13 protein-coding genes are annotated in these 14,355 nt (G+C 71.0%); 3 read left to right on the top strand and 10 right to left on the bottom strand.

Annotation, left to right across the window (positions count from 1 at the left end; translation table 11 throughout):
• Positions 1 to 2: 2 nt before the first annotated feature.
• Positions 3 to 1,424, bottom strand: a complete 1,422-nt coding sequence (locus ABZ016_RS02950) for a sugar ABC transporter substrate-binding protein (protein ID WP_356914750.1) — start codon at positions 1,422 to 1,424, stop codon at positions 3 to 5.
• A 156-nt stretch (positions 1,425 to 1,580) separates the two neighbouring features.
• On the opposite strand from ABZ016_RS02950, the gene ABZ016_RS02945 reads away from it, so the two are divergent.
• Together ABZ016_RS02945 and ABZ016_RS02940 are read left to right on the top strand one after the other, a co-directional pair.
• Positions 1,581 to 3,062 carry an FGGY family carbohydrate kinase gene (locus ABZ016_RS02945; RefSeq protein ID WP_356914749.1) on the top strand — a complete coding sequence of 494 codons (1,482 nt, stop codon included), beginning with the start codon at positions 1,581 to 1,583 and terminating at the stop codon, positions 3,060 to 3,062.
• The gene (locus ABZ016_RS02940; RefSeq protein WP_356914748.1) at positions 3,059 to 3,682 is read left to right on the top strand and encodes a histidine phosphatase family protein; all 624 of its coding nucleotides are present in this window, start codon (positions 3,059 to 3,061) and stop codon (positions 3,680 to 3,682) included. The genes ABZ016_RS02945 and ABZ016_RS02940 overlap by 4 nt, the downstream gene beginning before the upstream one ends.
• A gap of 110 nt (positions 3,683 to 3,792) precedes the next feature.
• On the opposite strand, the gene ABZ016_RS02935 is transcribed toward ABZ016_RS02940, so the two are convergent.
• The 8 genes from ABZ016_RS02935 to ABZ016_RS02900 all read right to left on the bottom strand — a co-directional run bounded on the left by ABZ016_RS02935 (position 3,793) and on the right by ABZ016_RS02900 (position 12,447).
• Positions 3,793 to 4,440: a superoxide dismutase gene (locus ABZ016_RS02935; RefSeq protein WP_356914747.1), complete on the bottom strand. Its 648-nt coding sequence runs from the start codon at positions 4,438 to 4,440 to the stop codon at positions 3,793 to 3,795.
• A gap of 132 nt (positions 4,441 to 4,572) precedes the next feature.
• Positions 4,573 to 5,955, bottom strand: coding sequence for an amino acid permease (locus ABZ016_RS02930; protein ID WP_356914746.1), 1,383 nt, complete (start codon positions 5,953 to 5,955; stop codon positions 4,573 to 4,575).
• Between the two features lie 121 nt (positions 5,956 to 6,076).
• The gene (locus ABZ016_RS02925; protein ID WP_356914745.1) at positions 6,077 to 6,970 is read right to left on the bottom strand and encodes a TauD/TfdA family dioxygenase; all 894 of its coding nucleotides are present in this window, start codon (positions 6,968 to 6,970) and stop codon (positions 6,077 to 6,079) included.
• Positions 6,971 to 7,010: 40 nt separating this feature from the next.
• Complete coding sequence (locus tag ABZ016_RS02920; protein ID WP_356914744.1) at positions 7,011 to 8,354, bottom strand: LLM class flavin-dependent oxidoreductase; 1,344 nt, start codon at positions 8,352 to 8,354, stop codon at positions 7,011 to 7,013.
• Positions 8,351 to 9,124: an ABC transporter ATP-binding protein gene (locus ABZ016_RS02915; protein WP_356914743.1), complete on the bottom strand. Its 774-nt coding sequence runs from the start codon at positions 9,122 to 9,124 to the stop codon at positions 8,351 to 8,353. The genes ABZ016_RS02920 and ABZ016_RS02915 overlap by 4 nt, the downstream gene beginning before the upstream one ends.
• A complete protein-coding gene (locus ABZ016_RS02910) occupies positions 9,100 to 9,963 on the bottom strand; it encodes an ABC transporter permease (RefSeq protein ID WP_356914742.1) in 864 nt (287 codons plus the stop codon). Before ABZ016_RS02910 ends, ABZ016_RS02915 begins: the two co-directional genes overlap by 25 nt.
• A complete protein-coding gene (locus tag ABZ016_RS02905) occupies positions 9,960 to 11,015 on the bottom strand; it encodes an ABC transporter substrate-binding protein (RefSeq protein ID WP_356914741.1) in 1,056 nt (351 codons plus the stop codon). The genes ABZ016_RS02910 and ABZ016_RS02905 overlap by 4 nt, the downstream gene beginning before the upstream one ends.
• 232 nt (positions 11,016 to 11,247) lie before the next feature.
• On the bottom strand, positions 11,248 to 12,447 hold the full coding sequence (locus tag ABZ016_RS02900) for an ROK family protein (protein WP_356914740.1): 1,200 nt from the start codon (positions 12,445 to 12,447) through the stop codon (positions 11,248 to 11,250).
• A 449-nt stretch (positions 12,448 to 12,896) separates the two neighbouring features.
• Here ABZ016_RS02900 and ABZ016_RS02895 point away from each other — a divergent pair, with 449 nt between their 5' ends.
• Positions 12,897 to 13,478 (top strand): biotin transporter BioY, encoded by a 582-nt coding sequence (locus tag ABZ016_RS02895; RefSeq protein WP_356914739.1) that lies wholly within the window; start codon positions 12,897 to 12,899, stop codon positions 13,476 to 13,478.
• A gap of 102 nt (positions 13,479 to 13,580) precedes the next feature.
• On the opposite strand, the gene ABZ016_RS02890 is transcribed toward ABZ016_RS02895, so the two are convergent.
• The gene (locus tag ABZ016_RS02890; protein WP_356914738.1) at positions 13,581 to 14,324 is read right to left on the bottom strand and encodes a hypothetical protein; all 744 of its coding nucleotides are present in this window, start codon (positions 14,322 to 14,324) and stop codon (positions 13,581 to 13,583) included.
• Between the last annotated feature and the right edge of the window lie 31 nt (positions 14,325 to 14,355).

Genomic DNA, 14,355 nt, shown 5'->3' with positions numbered 1-14,355 from the left:
GGCTAACCCACCTTGCCGGCGAGGTCGTCCGCCAGCCCGTCGAGGACCGACTTCGCGCCCTTGCCGCCGTAGATCTCCTGGAGGGCCGCCGCCCAGCTGGTCGTCGCGTCGAAGAACTGCGCCTGCGGGGTGAACTGGATCTTCGTCTGGTCGACGACCGTCTCGAAGGTCTCCAGGAAGCCCGGCAGGTGCTTCATCTTGTCCTTGTACGCGGCGTCGTCCGCGACCGACTTGCGCACCGGGTCGATGTGGTTGTGCGTGATGGCGCCCTTGCGCAGGTGCTCCTTGCCGGTGGCCCACTGCAGGAACAGCCAACTGGCGCTCTTCTTCTTGCTCTTGGCGTTCATGCCGAGCGACCAGATCCACATGTTGGTGGCGAGCGAGCCGTCCGGCCCCTTCGGCCCGGGGTGGAAGGCGATCTTCCCCGAGGCGGGGCTGGCGCCCTTCACCGCCTGGAAGTAGGCGGCCGTGTCGGCGTCGAACAGCATCCCGGCCTTCTTCGCGCCCAGGTCGCTGGAGCACTGGTACCAGGTGTACGAGGTCCAGGACGGCGGCCCGCCCCGCTTGACCATCCGTGCCCAGTCCTCGGTGAACGCGACGGCCTCGGGGCTGTTCATGGCGGGTGTGAGTTTCCCGCCGTCGACCGTGAAGTCCTTCAGCCCGTTGCGGGCGTACATCGTCATGAAGCCGGGGTGGATGGTGGCCCAGCTCCTCGACCCGCGTACGGCGATCCCGTACATCCCGTCGTAGCCCGCGCCCGGCGCCTTCCGCTTGATGGTGCCGGCGAGTTCGGCCAGTTCGTCGAAGGACTCGGCGGGTTTCAGGCCGAGTTTGCCGAACACCTCGGTGTTGTAGGCGACGACGTTCGTCTCCCAGCCCCACGGCAGCGCGTACTGCCCGCCCTGGCCGAGCGGCGCGCCCGCCTTGAGCGACCACTGGTCGGCCTGGAGCAGGTTCGGGAAGAAGTCCGCCTGGTCCCACTCGGCGCCCGTGGCGGAGGAGTTGCGCATCCAGGGGCCGAGGTCCTCCAGCCAGCCCGGCGGACCGTACTGCCACACCATGTACGCGCCGAGCATGAAGACGTCGTAGGAGGCGCGCCCGCTGGACAGGTCCACGGTGAGCTTGTCGAAGTAGTTGTCCTCGGGGAAGACGTCGTACTCGACCTTGATGCCGGTCTTCTCGGTGAACGACTTCAGGTCGGCGATGAGCGCGTCCGTGTACGGGTGCTTGTTGAGCAGCGCCTTGACGGTGGTGCCCTTCTCCCGCTTCCAGTCGAAGGAGCCGGTGATGTCGTCCGTGGCGGAACCGTCGCTCTTGTCGTCGTTCCCGCCGAACCCGGCGCCGCAGGCCGTGAGCAGGGGCGCCGCGGCAGCCCCGGCGGCGAGCGCGAGGAACCTCCGGCGGTCGTGCACGTGCGTGTCCATCCGTACCTCCACGTGGAAGCTGGTTAACACGTCGAGTCGACTCGTTAACAGAGGGTGGAACGGCTGAAGTTGGGCGTCAATCCCTCGCGCACGGGAAAATATCGGGGCACAGTGAGAAGTTCACAGATCCGGCTGCGACGGCGTGGGAGGTTCCGGATGGTGAACGACGGTGCGGACGAGGGTGCGGGCTGGCTGGGCATCGACCTGGGCACGCAGAGCGTCCGCGTGCTGCTCGTCACCGCCGACGGCACGGTTCTGGGCAGCGGTTCGGCCCCGCTGTCCGGACGGCGGCACGGGGTGCGGCACGAGCAGGACCCGGTGCGGTGGTGGGCGGCGCTGCGCACGGCGTCCCGGGCGGCCCTCGGCTCCGCGCCGCCCGGCCTGCGGATCGGCGGTCTCGCCGTGTGCGGCACGTCGGGCACGGTGCTGCTGACGGACGGTTCGGGACGGCCGGTGAGCCCCGCGCTGATGTACGACGACGGGCGCGCGGCGAAGGAGGCGGCCCGGTGCCGGGAGGCGGGGCTCGCGGTCCAGGACACCTGGGCACTGCCGAAGGCGCTGTGGCTGCTGGGGGAGTACGGCCCCGGCCTGCGCCTCGCCCACCAGCCCGACCTGGTCATCAGCCGCCTCATCGGCGAACCGCCCCCCGCCGACTCCAGCCACGCCCTCAAGACCGGCTACGACCTGCGAGGTGAGGCGTGGCCGGAGACGGCCCTCGCCCAACTCGGCGTACCTGAGCGCATGTTGCCCCACGTCGTACGCCCGGGCACCCGCCTCGGTGAGGTGTGCGCGGCGGCCGCGGACGCCACCGGCATCCCCGCCGGCACCCCGGTGCTCGCCGGGATGACGGACGGCTGCGCGGCCCAGATCGCCTCGGGTGCGCTGCGCCCCGGCTCCTGGAACTCGGTGCTCGGCACCACGCTGGTGCTGAAGGGCGCCGCCCGCGACCCCGTCCGCGACCCCACCGGCGTCGTCTACAACCACCGCGCCCCGGACGGCACCTGGCTGCCCGGCGGGGCGTCGAGCGTGGGCGCCGGAGCCCTCACGGAACGGTTCCCGGACGCCGACCCCGCCGCGATGGACGAGCGGGCCGCCGCCTTCGAACCGTCCCGTGCGGTCGCGTACCCGCTGGTGTCGCCGGGGGAGCGGTTCCCGTTCCGGGCGCCGAGGGCGACACGACTCGTCCTCGGCGAACCCTCGGACGACGCCGACCTGTGGGCCGCGCTGCTCCAGGGCGTCGGCTTCGCGGAGCGCCTGTGCCTGGACTACCTGCACCACCTCGGCGCGCCCCTCGACGGCCCGCTCACCTTCACCGGCGGCGGCGCCCGCAGCCCGTACTGGAACCAGCTCCGCAGCGACATCCTGGGCCGCCCGGCCCGTGTCCCCGAGCAGACGGAACCGGCCCTGGGCATGGCGGCGCTGGCCGCGTACGGGGCGTCGGGGGCCGGAGCGCTGGCGGACGTCGCCGAGCGGATGGTCCGTCTCCGCACGGTCGTCGAACCCCGCCCCGACCGCACGGCCCGCTACGCCGAGCCGTACGCCCGCCTCGTCGACGCCCTCCGGGAACGCGGCTGGCTGCCCGGACCCGTTGCGGAACACGCCCGAAGCCGCCTGCGCGGGGACACTGGGGACTCATGACCACCACCCTCCTGCTGGCCCGCCACGGGCAGACCGTCTGGCACGCCGAGAACCGGTACGCCGGTGTCAGCGACATCGGCCTCACCGACACCGGCCGCGCCCAGGCCGAGGCCCTCGGCCGCTGGGCCGCCGCCCACCCCGTGGACGCGATCCGGACGTCTCCGCTGTCCCGGGCCGTCGCCACCGCCGACCCCGCCTGCCGCGCCCTGGGCCTCGTCCCGCGGCTCGAACCGGATCTGCGCGAGTGCGACTTCGGCGTGGTCGAGGGCCGTACGCTCGCCGAGTTCGAGACGGAGGACCCGGAGTGGGCCGCGGCCTACCGCACCGACCCGGTGGCCCATTCGTTCCCGGGGGCCGAAGACCCGCTGGCGGCGGCGGCCAGGGCGGTTCGCGCGCTGCGGGAGATCGCCGCCGAACATCCCGGCGGACGCGTCCTGGTCGTCGCCCACAACACCCTGCTGCGCCTCGTGCTGTGCACCCTGCTGTCGATCCCGGTCCGGGAGTACCGCAGGGTGTTCCCGCGGCTGCGGAACGCGGCGATCAGCGAACTGCGCATGGACGGCGACGGTTCCGCCGCGCTCCTCTCACTCAATGTGCCGTGCGAGGCGGACGTGCCGTAGCACGGGAAAGCCCCCGCGAGTCACGTCCTCGCGGGGGCCTCCTTCTTTCCGCCTGCCGCCGTGAAGGGTGAGAAGACGATCACGAGGCAGGACGCTTCACGGGGCCGTCGTCACGGCGCCAGCAGCAGCACGTCCGCCCGGGACTTCGCGGCCTCGTAACGCCGGGCCACGTCCTGCCAGTTGACGACCTGCCACATCGCCTCGATGAAGTCGACCTTCTGGTTCTTGTACTGCAGGTAGAAGGCGTGCTCCCAGGCGTCGAAGACCAGGATCGGTGTCGAGCCCTGGCCCACGTTGCCCTGGTGGTCGTAGATCTGCTCCACGATCAGCCGCCCGCTCAGCGGCTCATAGGCGAGCACGCCCCAGCCGGACCCCTGCGTGGTCGCGGACGCCTTGGTCAACTGCGCCTTGAAGTTCGCGAAAGACCCGAACGACTCGGTGATCGCGTCCGCGAGCTCACCCACCCCGTCCTGCGCCAGCGGCTCCCCGCCGCCGTCCTTCGGGCCGGTCATGTTCTGCCAGTAGATGCTGTGCAGGATGTGCCCGGAAAGATGGAAGGCCAGATTCTTCTCCAGCCCGTTGATCGCCCCCCAGCTCTCCTTGTCCCGCGCCTCGGCAAGCTGCTCCAGCGTGTCGTTGGCACCCTTCACATAGGCCGCGTGGTGCTTGTCGTGGTGCAGCTCGATGATCTCGGGGCTGATCACGGGGGCGAGCGTCGAGTAGTCGTACGGGAGCTCGGGCAGCGAGTAGACGGGCATGGGCTTCCCCTCCGGGACCTCTTATTGCAATAGCCTTGCAACTGCACGCTAGCAGCAGAAGAACCGGAGTGTGTGTCCTGGGCACGCAAAAAGGCCCCCGCGTGTGTCGCGGGGGCCTTCGCCGTGGCGGTCCTACTGCTGGGCCCGTGCCTTCTGCCAGGCGTACCCCACGGCCGCCAGCGCCAGCGTCATCCCGCCCGTCGAGTACAGCTGCACCCGCGTGTCCGGCTCCCGTGCCATCAGGACGAAGACGGCGGCCATGCCGGCCAGGGCGATCCAGGTCAGCCAGGGGAACGCCCACATGCGGACGACGAGCTTGTCGGGTGCCTCGCGCTCCAGGCGGCGGCGCAGGCGCAGCTGGGAGACGGCGATGAAGATCCAGACGACCAGGATCACCGCGCCGATCATGTTCAGCAGCCAGGCGAAGACGTCGTTCGGACGCCAGTAGCTGAGCAGGACGCAGAGGAAGCCGAAGACCGAGGAGGCCAGGACGGCGATCCGCGGTACCCCGCCCGAGACCCGGCCCAGCGCCTTCGGGCCCTGGCCGCGGTTCACCAGCGAGTAGGCGATGCGGGAGGCGCCGTAGACGTTGGCGTTCATCGCGGAGAGCAGGGCGACGAGCACGACCACGTTCATCAGCTGGCCGGCGCCCGGGATGCCGAGCTCGTCGAGGGCGGCGACGTACGGGCCCTTCTCGACGACCTCCTTGGAGTCCCAGGGGACGAGCGTGACGATGACGGCCATCGAGCCGACGTAGAACAGCGCGATGCGCCACATCGCCGTACGGACCGCGCTCGCCACGCCCTTGACGGGGTTCTCCGACTCGGCCGCCGCGATGGTGACCGTCTCCAGGCCGCCGTAGGCGAAGACCGAGGCGAGCAGGCCGATGACCAGGCCCTCGCCGCCGTTCGGCATGAAGTCGGCGAGGTGGCTCGCGCCCGGCGAGTCCGAGCCGGGCAGGATCCCCAGGATCGCGAGGACGCCGAGCACCAGGAACAGCGTGATCGCGCCGACCTTCAGGGCCGCGAACCAGAACTCGAACTCGCCGAAGTTCTTCACCGCCGCGAGGTTCGTGCCGCAGAAGACGACCATGAACAGCGCCACCCACACCCACTCCGGGGTGCCCGGCAGCCAGCCGCTGACGATCTTCGCGGCGCCGATGCCCTCCAGGCCGACGGCCGTGCAGAGCAGGACCCAGAAGGACCATCCGGCGGTGAACCCGGCCCACGGGCCGATCGCGCGCTCGGCGTGCGCCGAGAACGACCCCGACGACGGATACGCGGCCGACATCTCGCCCAGCATCCGCATCACCAGCATCACGAGGAGACCGGAGAGGGCGTAGGCGACCACGATCGACGGACCGGCGGCGGCGATGCCGGCACCGGAGCCGACGAACAGACCGGCGCCGATCACACCACCGAGGGCGATCATCGACAGGTGGCGCTGCTTCAGGCCATGAGAGAGGGAGGCGTCGTCCCTGCTGGGCGACGTCTCCGTGGTGGTGCTGCTGGGCATGGGCGCGGCTCGTCCAATGCGTGAGGGGCGTGGATGGGCAAAAACGCCGACAGTCTCGGCTGCCTCTCCGCCGAAGCGAAGAGGCATCCCAGCATATGGACGGTCGCGTAGCTCTCCGTGGCTAGGCGGCGACCGGGGTGTAGTGCGAGGCGTCGCCCTCGATGACGTAGCTCTCCTTGCCCTCGATCCCCACGGGGACGTCCCCCGCGACCGTGACCCGGTGCAGGCGGCGCGGCCGGCCGTCGTAGTTGTCGACGGCGTAGTGCTGGGTGATGCGGTTGTCGAACAGGACGAGCTGGTTCGGCGACCAGCGGTGGCGCAGGACGTTCTCCGGCCGTGTGACGTACGCCTGGAGCAGGTCGAGGATCTTGCGGGACTCGCCGGGTGAGAGGCCCACGATGCGCTGGGCGAAGCCGCCGATGAACAGGCCGCGTTCACCGGTCAGGGGGTGGACGCGCACCACCGGGTGGACCGTGCGGTACTTGATCGAGGTGAACTGGGCGCGCCGGGCGGCCTGCTCGTCGTCGACGTCCTCGTCCGGGACGGCGTAGTCGTAGTCGTTGGTGTGTTCGGCCCACAGCGTGTCCGCGAGGTTGCGCAGCGAGTCGGGCAGGTTCCGGTAGGCGGCGGCCGAGCTGGCGATCAGCGTCTCGCCCCCGTACGGCGGGACCGTGACGCTGCGCAGGCTGGTGGCCTGCGGCGGGTTGAGAACGAAGGTCACGTCGGTGTGCCAGTGGTTGGCGGCCCGGCCCCCCTCGCTGTCGACGGGCAGGACGTTCGGGGCGCCGTCGACGGCGGACACCGTGGGATGGGCGGTGGTGATGTCGCCGAAGTGCCGGGCGAAGGCCTGCTGGCCCGCGTCGTCCAGGCCCGTCGCGTCGAGGACCAGGGCCTTGTGGGCGTTGAGCGCCTCACGCAGGGCGCTGTACGTCTCCTCGTCGAGGGGCTTGGTGATGTCGACGCCCTCGATGCGGGCGCCGATGTTCGCGGTGACCTTGTGGATCTCGATGGTCATGACGGGTTCCTTCCGGGCGAGAGGGATCAGACGAGAGGGATCAGACGAGAGCGGGAGCGAGGACGTGCTGGTTGGCGGGGCGCGGGAGGCCGTAGCGCTCCCGCAGGGTGCGGCGGGGGCTGCCGTACTCGGTGCGCAGCAGGCCGCGGGCGCGCAGGATCGGGACGACGTGCTCGACGAACGCCTCCAGGCCGGACGGCAGCACCGCGGGCATGATGTTGAAGCCGTCGGCGGCGCCCGAGCCGAACCACAGCTCGATCGTGTCGGCGACCTGCTCGGGCGTCCCGGCGAAGGTGAGGTGCCCGCGCCCGCCCCCGAGCCGCCCGATCAGCTGCCGCACGGTGAGCCGGTCGCGCCGGGCCAGCTCGACGACGAGCGTGTAGCGGCTCTTGGCGCCCTCGATGGCGCTCTCCGGCGGCAGGTCGGCGGGGAGCGGGCCGTCCAGGTCGAGGGTGTCGGGCTCCAGGTGCAGCAGCCGCTCCAGATGCCTCACGCCGTGCGTGTGCACGATGTGGTCCTCCAGGACCCGCTCGTTCGCCCGTGCCTCGGCCTCCGTCGAGCCGACCACCGGCACGATCCCGGGCAGCACCTTGATGTGGTCGGCGTCGCGGCCGGCCGCGACCGTCCGGGACTTGAGGTCGGCGTAGAAGGCCCGCGCGTCCTCGACGGTCTGCTGGGCGGTGAACACCGCCTCCGCGTACCGTGCGGCGAACCGCTTGCCGTCCTCGGACGAGCCGGCCTGCACGAGCAGCGGGTAACCCTGGGGCGAGCGGGGCACGTTGAGCGCGCCCTCGACGCTGAAGTACCGGCCCTTGTGCCGGGGCGGGTGGATCTTCGCGTCGTCGCCCCACACGCCCGCCGCCTTGTCGGCGACGATCGCGTCGTCCTCCCAGCTGTCCCACAGCTTCAGCGCCACGTCGAGGAACTCGGCGGCCCGCGCGTACCGCTCGGCGTGCGCCGGCTCCGCGTCCAGGCCGAAGTTGCGGGCGGCCTCCGCCCCGGCGGTGGTGACGATGTTCCAGCCCGCCCGGCCGCCGCTGAGGTGGTCCAGCGTGGCGAACTTGCGGGCCAGGTTGTACGGCGAGTTGTACGAGGTGGAGGCCGTGGCGATCAGGCCGATGTGCTCGGTCGTCGTCGCCAGGGCGGTCAGCAGCGTGATCGGCTCCAGCGCCCCGGCGGGCCGCTGGCCCACACTGCTCCACAGCTGCGGACCGTCGGCGAGGAACAGCGAGTCGAAGGTGCCGCGCTCGGCGATCCGGGCGAGCCGCACGTAGTGGGCCAGGTCCACATGCGCGTACGGGTCGCTCTCCGGCAGCCGCCACGACGCCTCGTGGTGGCCGGTGGTCATCAGGAACGCGTTGAGGTGCAGCTGTCTGCCGGTCATCGATGGTCCTCCGTGACACCGAGCGCGGCCAGCAGCCGCTCCCGGTACTCGCCGAGCAGGGGATCGCGGTACGACCGGGGGTGCGCGCGGTCGATGGTGAGGTCGAGGCCGATCCGGCCCTCCTCGAGGACGAGCACCCGGTCGGCGAGCACGATCGCCTCGTCCACGTCGTGGGTGACCAACAGCACCGAGGGCCGGTGGCGCTCCCACAGCTCCCTGAGCAGGCCGTGCATCCGGAGCCGGGTGAGCGCGTCCAGCGCCCCGAACGGCTCGTCGGCCAGCAGCAGTTCCGGCTCGCGGACGAGGGACCGGGCCAGGGCGGCGCGCTGGGCCTCCCCGCCGGACAGCTCGCCCGGCCAGGCCCGCTCACGGCCCTTCAGCCCCACCTCTTCCAGGGCCGCGACGCCCCTGCGGCCGGCGTCCTTGCCCTCCGCGCCGAGCAGCACGTTGTCGAGGACCCGCCGCCAGGGCAGCAGACGGGAGTCCTGGAAGACCACCGACACCCGCTCGGGCGCCGTGAGCTGTCCTCCCCCAAGCTCTCGGCTTCGCTCGAGCAGGGGGGACCCCCAGCCCGTGACGCCGTGGTCGAGTCCGGCGATCGCCCGCAGCAGCGTGCTCTTGCCGGAGCCGCTGTGCCCGAGCAGGGCCGTCAGCTGCCCCGCGGGGAGGTCCAGGTCGATGCCGTCGAGGACCGTGCGGCCGTCGAAGGACCGGGTCAGGCCGCGCAGTTGGACGGCGGGCCGGGTCAGCTGCTCAGTGTGCGGCGCCATGACAGCACCCTCCGTTCGATCAGACGGACCGCGCTGTCGGAGATGAGGCCGAAGATGCCGTAGACGACCAGGCCGACGAGGATCACGTCCGTCTGGCCGTAGTTCTGCGCCTGGAACATCATGTAGCCGAGGCCGCTGGTGGCGTTGATCTGCTCCAGCACCACCAGGCCCAGCCAGGAGCCGGTGACGCCGAGCCGCAGCCCGACGAAGAACCCGGGCAGGGCGCCGGGGACGACGACCTGCCGGATGAACTGGAACTTCGACAGGCCCTGTACCTCGGCGAGTTCGACGAAGCGGCTGTCGATACCGGACAGCGCGGCGTGTGTGTTGAGGTAGATCGGGATGTAGACGACGATCGCGATGATCGCGATCTTGAAGGTCTCGCCGATGCCCAGCCAGAGGATGAACAGCGGGATCAGACCCAGGGTGGGGATCGCCCGGTTGAGGTTGACCGTCCCGTCGATCAGTGCCTCGCCGGTCCGGGTGAGCCCGGACGCCAGCGCCAGCAGGATCCCCACCGTCAGGCCGATCGAGAAGCCGGTGGCCGCGCGCTGCAACGAGGTGAGGATGTCGTCGGGCAGCGTGCCCTCGCTCCACAGCCGGCTGCCCGTCTCCAGCACCGTCCAGGGCGCCGGGATCGCGCCCGGGTCGAGCAGGCCGGCGGCGGAGGCGAGGATCCACAGCGTGAGGACGGCGGCGGGCCCGATGAGCCGGGTGGCGGGCAGTCGCCTGCCCGGGGCCAGCCGCCGGCGCCTGCGCACCTGGTGCGTCCCCTCCACCGGGGCGAGCGGTGCGGGCGCCTTCGCGGTCTGGTGGGTCGTCGTGGTCACGGCGGTCACCTCCGGTACTCCGCGGGTACGGCCTTGGCCGCGATGGACTCGAATCGGCGATCGAAGAGCTCGGAGACGTCGAACTTCTTCACGAAGCCGCCCTCGGCGAGCAGGTCGGCGGTCTCCTGCTCCCACTTGATCGCCTCGTCCCAGCTCGGCGGGAACAGCGGCTTGTTGGCCAGCGCGGTGACCGCCTCAGCCTGGGCCAGGGTGAGGTTCTGCGTGCCGACGTAGAACCGCTCGTTCCACTCGTCGGGGTGCTCGTACGTCCACACCTGGCTCTTCGCCCAGTACGGGATGTACGCGGCGATCGCGGCGGCCTTCGCCTTGTCGTTCAGCACCGAGACCGGCGCCCACAGCAGGCTGAGCAGGTCCACCACGTCCGTCTTGATGGTCCGGGCGGACTTGTACTGCGTCAGGTAGGCGGGCGCCTGGGTGTTGGCGAGCGGCGCGATGTCCACCTGGCCGGACTGCAGGGCCGTGAGGAACTGGTTGCTGGTCAGCGGCACCAGTTCCACGTCGTCGTACGCCAGCCCGGCCTTCTTCAGCGCCCGCAGCAGCACCACGCCCTGGGCCTGGCCCTGGGAGAAGGCCAGCCGCTTGCCCTTGAAGTCGGCGACCGTGCGGATGTCGCCGCCGGGCTTGGTGGCGAAGAGGTAGTTGGGCTTGCGGGTGATGTTGATCGCGACGATCTTCGCGTCGAAGCCCTGGAAGTGCGCCTGGATCGGCGGAATGCCCGCGTTGTTGGCGACCTCCAGCGACTTCGCGCGGAAGGCGTTGATGACATCGGGGCCCGCGCCGATGTTCAGCCAGTTGGACACCTTGAACGGCAGGTCGCGGAAGCCGGCCAGCTTGAACTGGAGCTGCTGCGCGTTCTGGTAGGAGGAGATCTTCAGGCTGGTACCCGCGGGAACCTTGGAGGCCAGGGGAGCGTCGGACGCCGCCTCGGCCGCGGCGCTGTTGTCGGCGCAGCCGCTCAGTCCGGCCGCGGCGGCCGTCACGCCGAGCAGTGAGGTCAGGAACAGACGCCGGTCGACAGCGGGTACGGGGGGCGAAGGCATGGGAGGACTCCCTGGATTTGGAAGGCGGCACAGCACGCGGAATTCCGGGCAGGCAAAAGCCGGGCAGGGGAATTCACGTGAATTTCACACGGGAAGGAGAAGGCGCTCCGTGAACGGGCGCCGGGGGCGCGTCAACGGGTCAGCAACAGAGAGTGCGACAGCTCGTGAGCGGGCTCATGAACAGGATGTTCCCGGTCATGCGCAACTCCTGTCAACATTCCGAGTTTCTGAATTAAATGGCCTCAGGTGATACGCCCAGCGGATCCCGGTAGAGAACGTCGAGCGCCACCGCACCACCCGCCATGGCCAGGACGGAATCCGGGAAACTCGTCGGAGACACGGTCGCGGCGCGGCCGGGTTCGACCTCGTCCCGCAACGCGTTCAGACAGTCCTCCCGGTGCATGACCCCGATCTCCGTCACGACCACCCGCTCCGGGTTGAGCACGTCGAGCAGCAGCCCCACCGCACGCCCGACCCTCCGCGACCGCTCCAGCAGCAGCCGTACGGCCACCGGATCACCGGCCGCGGCGGCGCCGACCACGTGCATCGGGTTCACGCCGTCGACGATCCCCGCCTCGCGGGCCTTCCGGCACAGCGTCCGCTCGCTCAACTCGGCCTGGAGACAGCCCACACGACCGCAGTCGCAGGTCTCCGTGCCACCCGGTACCGGCAGATGGGCGATGGCCCCTGCCTGGGAACGCGGCCCGTGGTGCACCTCGTCGTTGGTGGCGAACGCCGCGTCGACCACGTTGCCCGCGAACAGGTGCAGCACACTGCGGCTGCCCCGGGCCCCGCCGAACAGGCGCTCCGCGTTGACCAGCGCCCGCGCGTGCCCGTCCACATGGACCGGCAGTCCGGTGTGCGCGCCGAGCACCTCCCGCACCGGCGCCTCGCGCCAGCCCAGCAGCGGATGCTCGACGACGGTGCCCGAGTCCCGGTCCACCCAGCCGCCCGCCGCGAAACCGACACCCAGGGCCCTGCTGCCGGGAGTTCCGGCGAGCAGCGCCGCCAGTCCGTCGGCGGCCCGCGCCAACACCTCCGCGGGCTCGGTGCGTTCGTGTCTCACCTCGCGCCGGGCCACCACCCGCCCGCGCAGATCCAGCAGCGCGACCGTGGTGTACGGCACCGCCACGTGCACGCCGCCCACCACGAACCTGGAGTCGTCCAGGTCGACCGGCAGATGCGGCCGCCCCACGCCCCTGGACCGCCGGAGCACGGCGGACTCACGGATGAGCCCCAACTCGGCGAACCGGGCACAGTAGTCGGTCACCGACGCCGGCGACAGGCCGGTCAGCCGGGCGATGGTGCTGCGCGCCACCGGTCCGTGCTCCAGCACGGACCGCAGGACGACACTGGCGCTGGTGCGGCGCCGGTCGCGGTCGGCGACACGGGGGATGGGGGAGGTCAGAAGGGGAGCCGCGCTCTGGGGCATGGGAATCTTCCTGGGGCCGGTCCGACACTGCGCCGTCTCGATCGGCGAGCCGGATCCGCTCCGCCCCGCCTCACACCGGGCGGCGACAGGTGGCCGTGCCCTGGCGCCGCAGGTCGACGTAGCGACGCGACGAGAAGTACCGGGCCTGGGCAACCATGTCAGCGACGCTAGCAAAACGGCCCGGGGCTGCCCAGACGGTGACCGACGGGCGAGACGGCGGGCACGGCCCCTTTGGGGGAAACCTACAGACGTCCTTCGGCCGGTTCAGGTGTCGCGCACCACCTCATCACCGTGACCGGCGTCACCCCGAACCCGGTGTAGACGGCACGCTTTGTCCGGAGCCGACCAAGTCCGTGTTCGTGCCTTTGTCGACCGCTGACGGTGATCGGGGCGTGGACGCTGGGATAGCGTCACGGTGTCCCATCGGCCCTCACCCTCGCGGAGTCCCCATGAGCACCGCTGCCGCCACACCCGCCCGCACCGGACAGGTCATAGCCGACCTGCTCCCCGCCTCCCGTGTCCGGGACGCGGCCCTCGTGCTCGGCGGCGCCGCGCTCACCGGCATCGCCGCCCAGATCGCCGTGCCCGTGCCGGGTTCCCCGGTGCCGGTGACCGGGCAGACCTTCGCCGCGCTGCTCGTCGGCACGGCCCTCGGTGCGGGCCGCGGCTTCCTCTCGCTGGCGCTGTACGCCGTGGCCGGCCTCGCCGGCATGCCGTGGTTCGCCTCCGCCACCTCCGGTGTCGCGCCGTCCTTCGGCTACATCCTCGGCATGATCCTGGCCTCCACCGTGGTGGGCGCCCTGGCCCGCCGCGGCGCCGACCGCTCGGTGTGGCGCATGGCGGGCACGATGCTGGTGGGCGAGGCGATCATCTACGCCATCGGCGTTCCCTACCTGGCCCTCGCCACCGGCATGTCCGCGGGCGCCGCGATCGCGGCCGGTCTCACGCCGTTCCTGATCGGCGACGCGCTGAAGGCGGCGCTGGCGATGGGAGTGCTGCCGACGGCCTGGAAGTTCGCGAACAAGCGCTGACTTCGCAGACCTTGCTGAGGCCCGCCGGGGTGTGGTTCCCCCGGCGGGCCTCTCGCGTGTGCTCCGGGCGCCCGACCGTGCGAAGGACACCGAGGGGCCGAATCAGCCCTCCTGTCGTGCCGGCCGCCGCCGCTGCGACCACCACGTTCCGGCCACGCCCGCAGCGAGCAGCGAGGCGCCGGCCGCGCCCAGCGGCAGCAGATCACGGGCCGGACCGGTCTTCGGCAACTCCTTGCGGTCCGGGGACGTCGGCTTGCCGGGAGAGACGGGCTCGTTGTCGGTGCCGAGCAGCAGCGGCGTGGCCGGGGCGTCCGGCGACGGGTTGGTCGTGCCGAACGGCACCGGGCCCTGCTGCCAGAACGTCTTCTTCCCGTCGCTCGTCTGGACGGGCAGACAGATCTTCCCGGTCTTGCCCAGGTCGTATGTCGCGTCGACGGCGTACGACTTCGACTTACCGGCGGCGAGATTGTCGATCGGGCAGCTGAAACCGCTGTTCGAACCCTCCGGAAGATTGTTCTCGGCTATCGGGGAGCAGCCCTGTACCTTCTTGACGGTGAGTCCGTCGAAACCGACGACCAAAAGCCTGATCTTCCCGCTGTCCTTGCTCCCCTCGTTCTTCACCGTGGCGGTGAGCGCCGTCTTTTCGGAACCGTTGTCGACGGAGATCTTCCCGGGCAGCAGCGTGGTCAGCTTGACCCCGGCCGGTGCCTCGTCAACGACCTTTCCTCCCTTGCCGCTTGCGGGCCCTTCGTCTTCCGCTCCGGCGGTTCCGGAAAGGATCACCACCGCCGAGAAAGATGCGGCCACCAGCGATCCCGCGACCGCCGCCCTACGACGAGAACTCATGTTCGTCCCCCCTTGCGTCCCCCTGGACTGC

The sequence above is a fragment of the Streptomyces sp. NPDC006372 genome, from assembly GCF_040612515.1.
Lineage (GTDB): Bacteria > Actinomycetota > Actinomycetes > Streptomycetales > Streptomycetaceae > Streptomyces.
This window is presented reverse-complemented; position numbering and strand designations above follow the sequence as displayed.

What these genes read in the sequence shown, in the direction of transcription:
- ABZ016_RS02950 (WP_356914750.1), bottom strand. Translation starts at nt 1,424, where the DNA reads ATGGACACGCACGTGCACGACCGCCGGAGGTTCCTCGCGCTCGCCGCC.
- ABZ016_RS02945 (WP_356914749.1), top strand. Translation starts at nt 1,581, where the DNA reads ATGGTGAACGACGGTGCGGACGAGGGTGCGGGCTGGCTGGGCATCGAC.
- ABZ016_RS02940 (WP_356914748.1), top strand. Translation starts at nt 3,059, where the DNA reads ATGACCACCACCCTCCTGCTGGCCCGCCACGGGCAGACCGTCTGGCAC.
- ABZ016_RS02935 (WP_356914747.1), bottom strand. Translation starts at nt 4,440, where the DNA reads ATGCCCGTCTACTCGCTGCCCGAGCTCCCGTACGACTACTCGACGCTC.
- ABZ016_RS02930 (WP_356914746.1), bottom strand. Translation starts at nt 5,955, where the DNA reads ATGCCCAGCAGCACCACCACGGAGACGTCGCCCAGCAGGGACGACGCC.
- ABZ016_RS02925 (WP_356914745.1), bottom strand. Translation starts at nt 6,970, where the DNA reads ATGACCATCGAGATCCACAAGGTCACCGCGAACATCGGCGCCCGCATC.
- ABZ016_RS02920 (WP_356914744.1), bottom strand. Translation starts at nt 8,354, where the DNA reads ATGACCGGCAGACAGCTGCACCTCAACGCGTTCCTGATGACCACCGGC.
- ABZ016_RS02915 (WP_356914743.1), bottom strand. Translation starts at nt 9,124, where the DNA reads ATGGCGCCGCACACTGAGCAGCTGACCCGGCCCGCCGTCCAACTGCGC.
- ABZ016_RS02905 (WP_356914741.1), bottom strand. Translation starts at nt 11,015, where the DNA reads ATGCCTTCGCCCCCCGTACCCGCTGTCGACCGGCGTCTGTTCCTGACC.
- ABZ016_RS02900 (WP_356914740.1), bottom strand. Translation starts at nt 12,447, where the DNA reads ATGCCCCAGAGCGCGGCTCCCCTTCTGACCTCCCCCATCCCCCGTGTC.
- ABZ016_RS02895 (WP_356914739.1), top strand. Translation starts at nt 12,897, where the DNA reads ATGAGCACCGCTGCCGCCACACCCGCCCGCACCGGACAGGTCATAGCC.
- ABZ016_RS02890 (WP_356914738.1), bottom strand. Translation starts at nt 14,324, where the DNA reads ATGAGTTCTCGTCGTAGGGCGGCGGTCGCGGGATCGCTGGTGGCCGCA.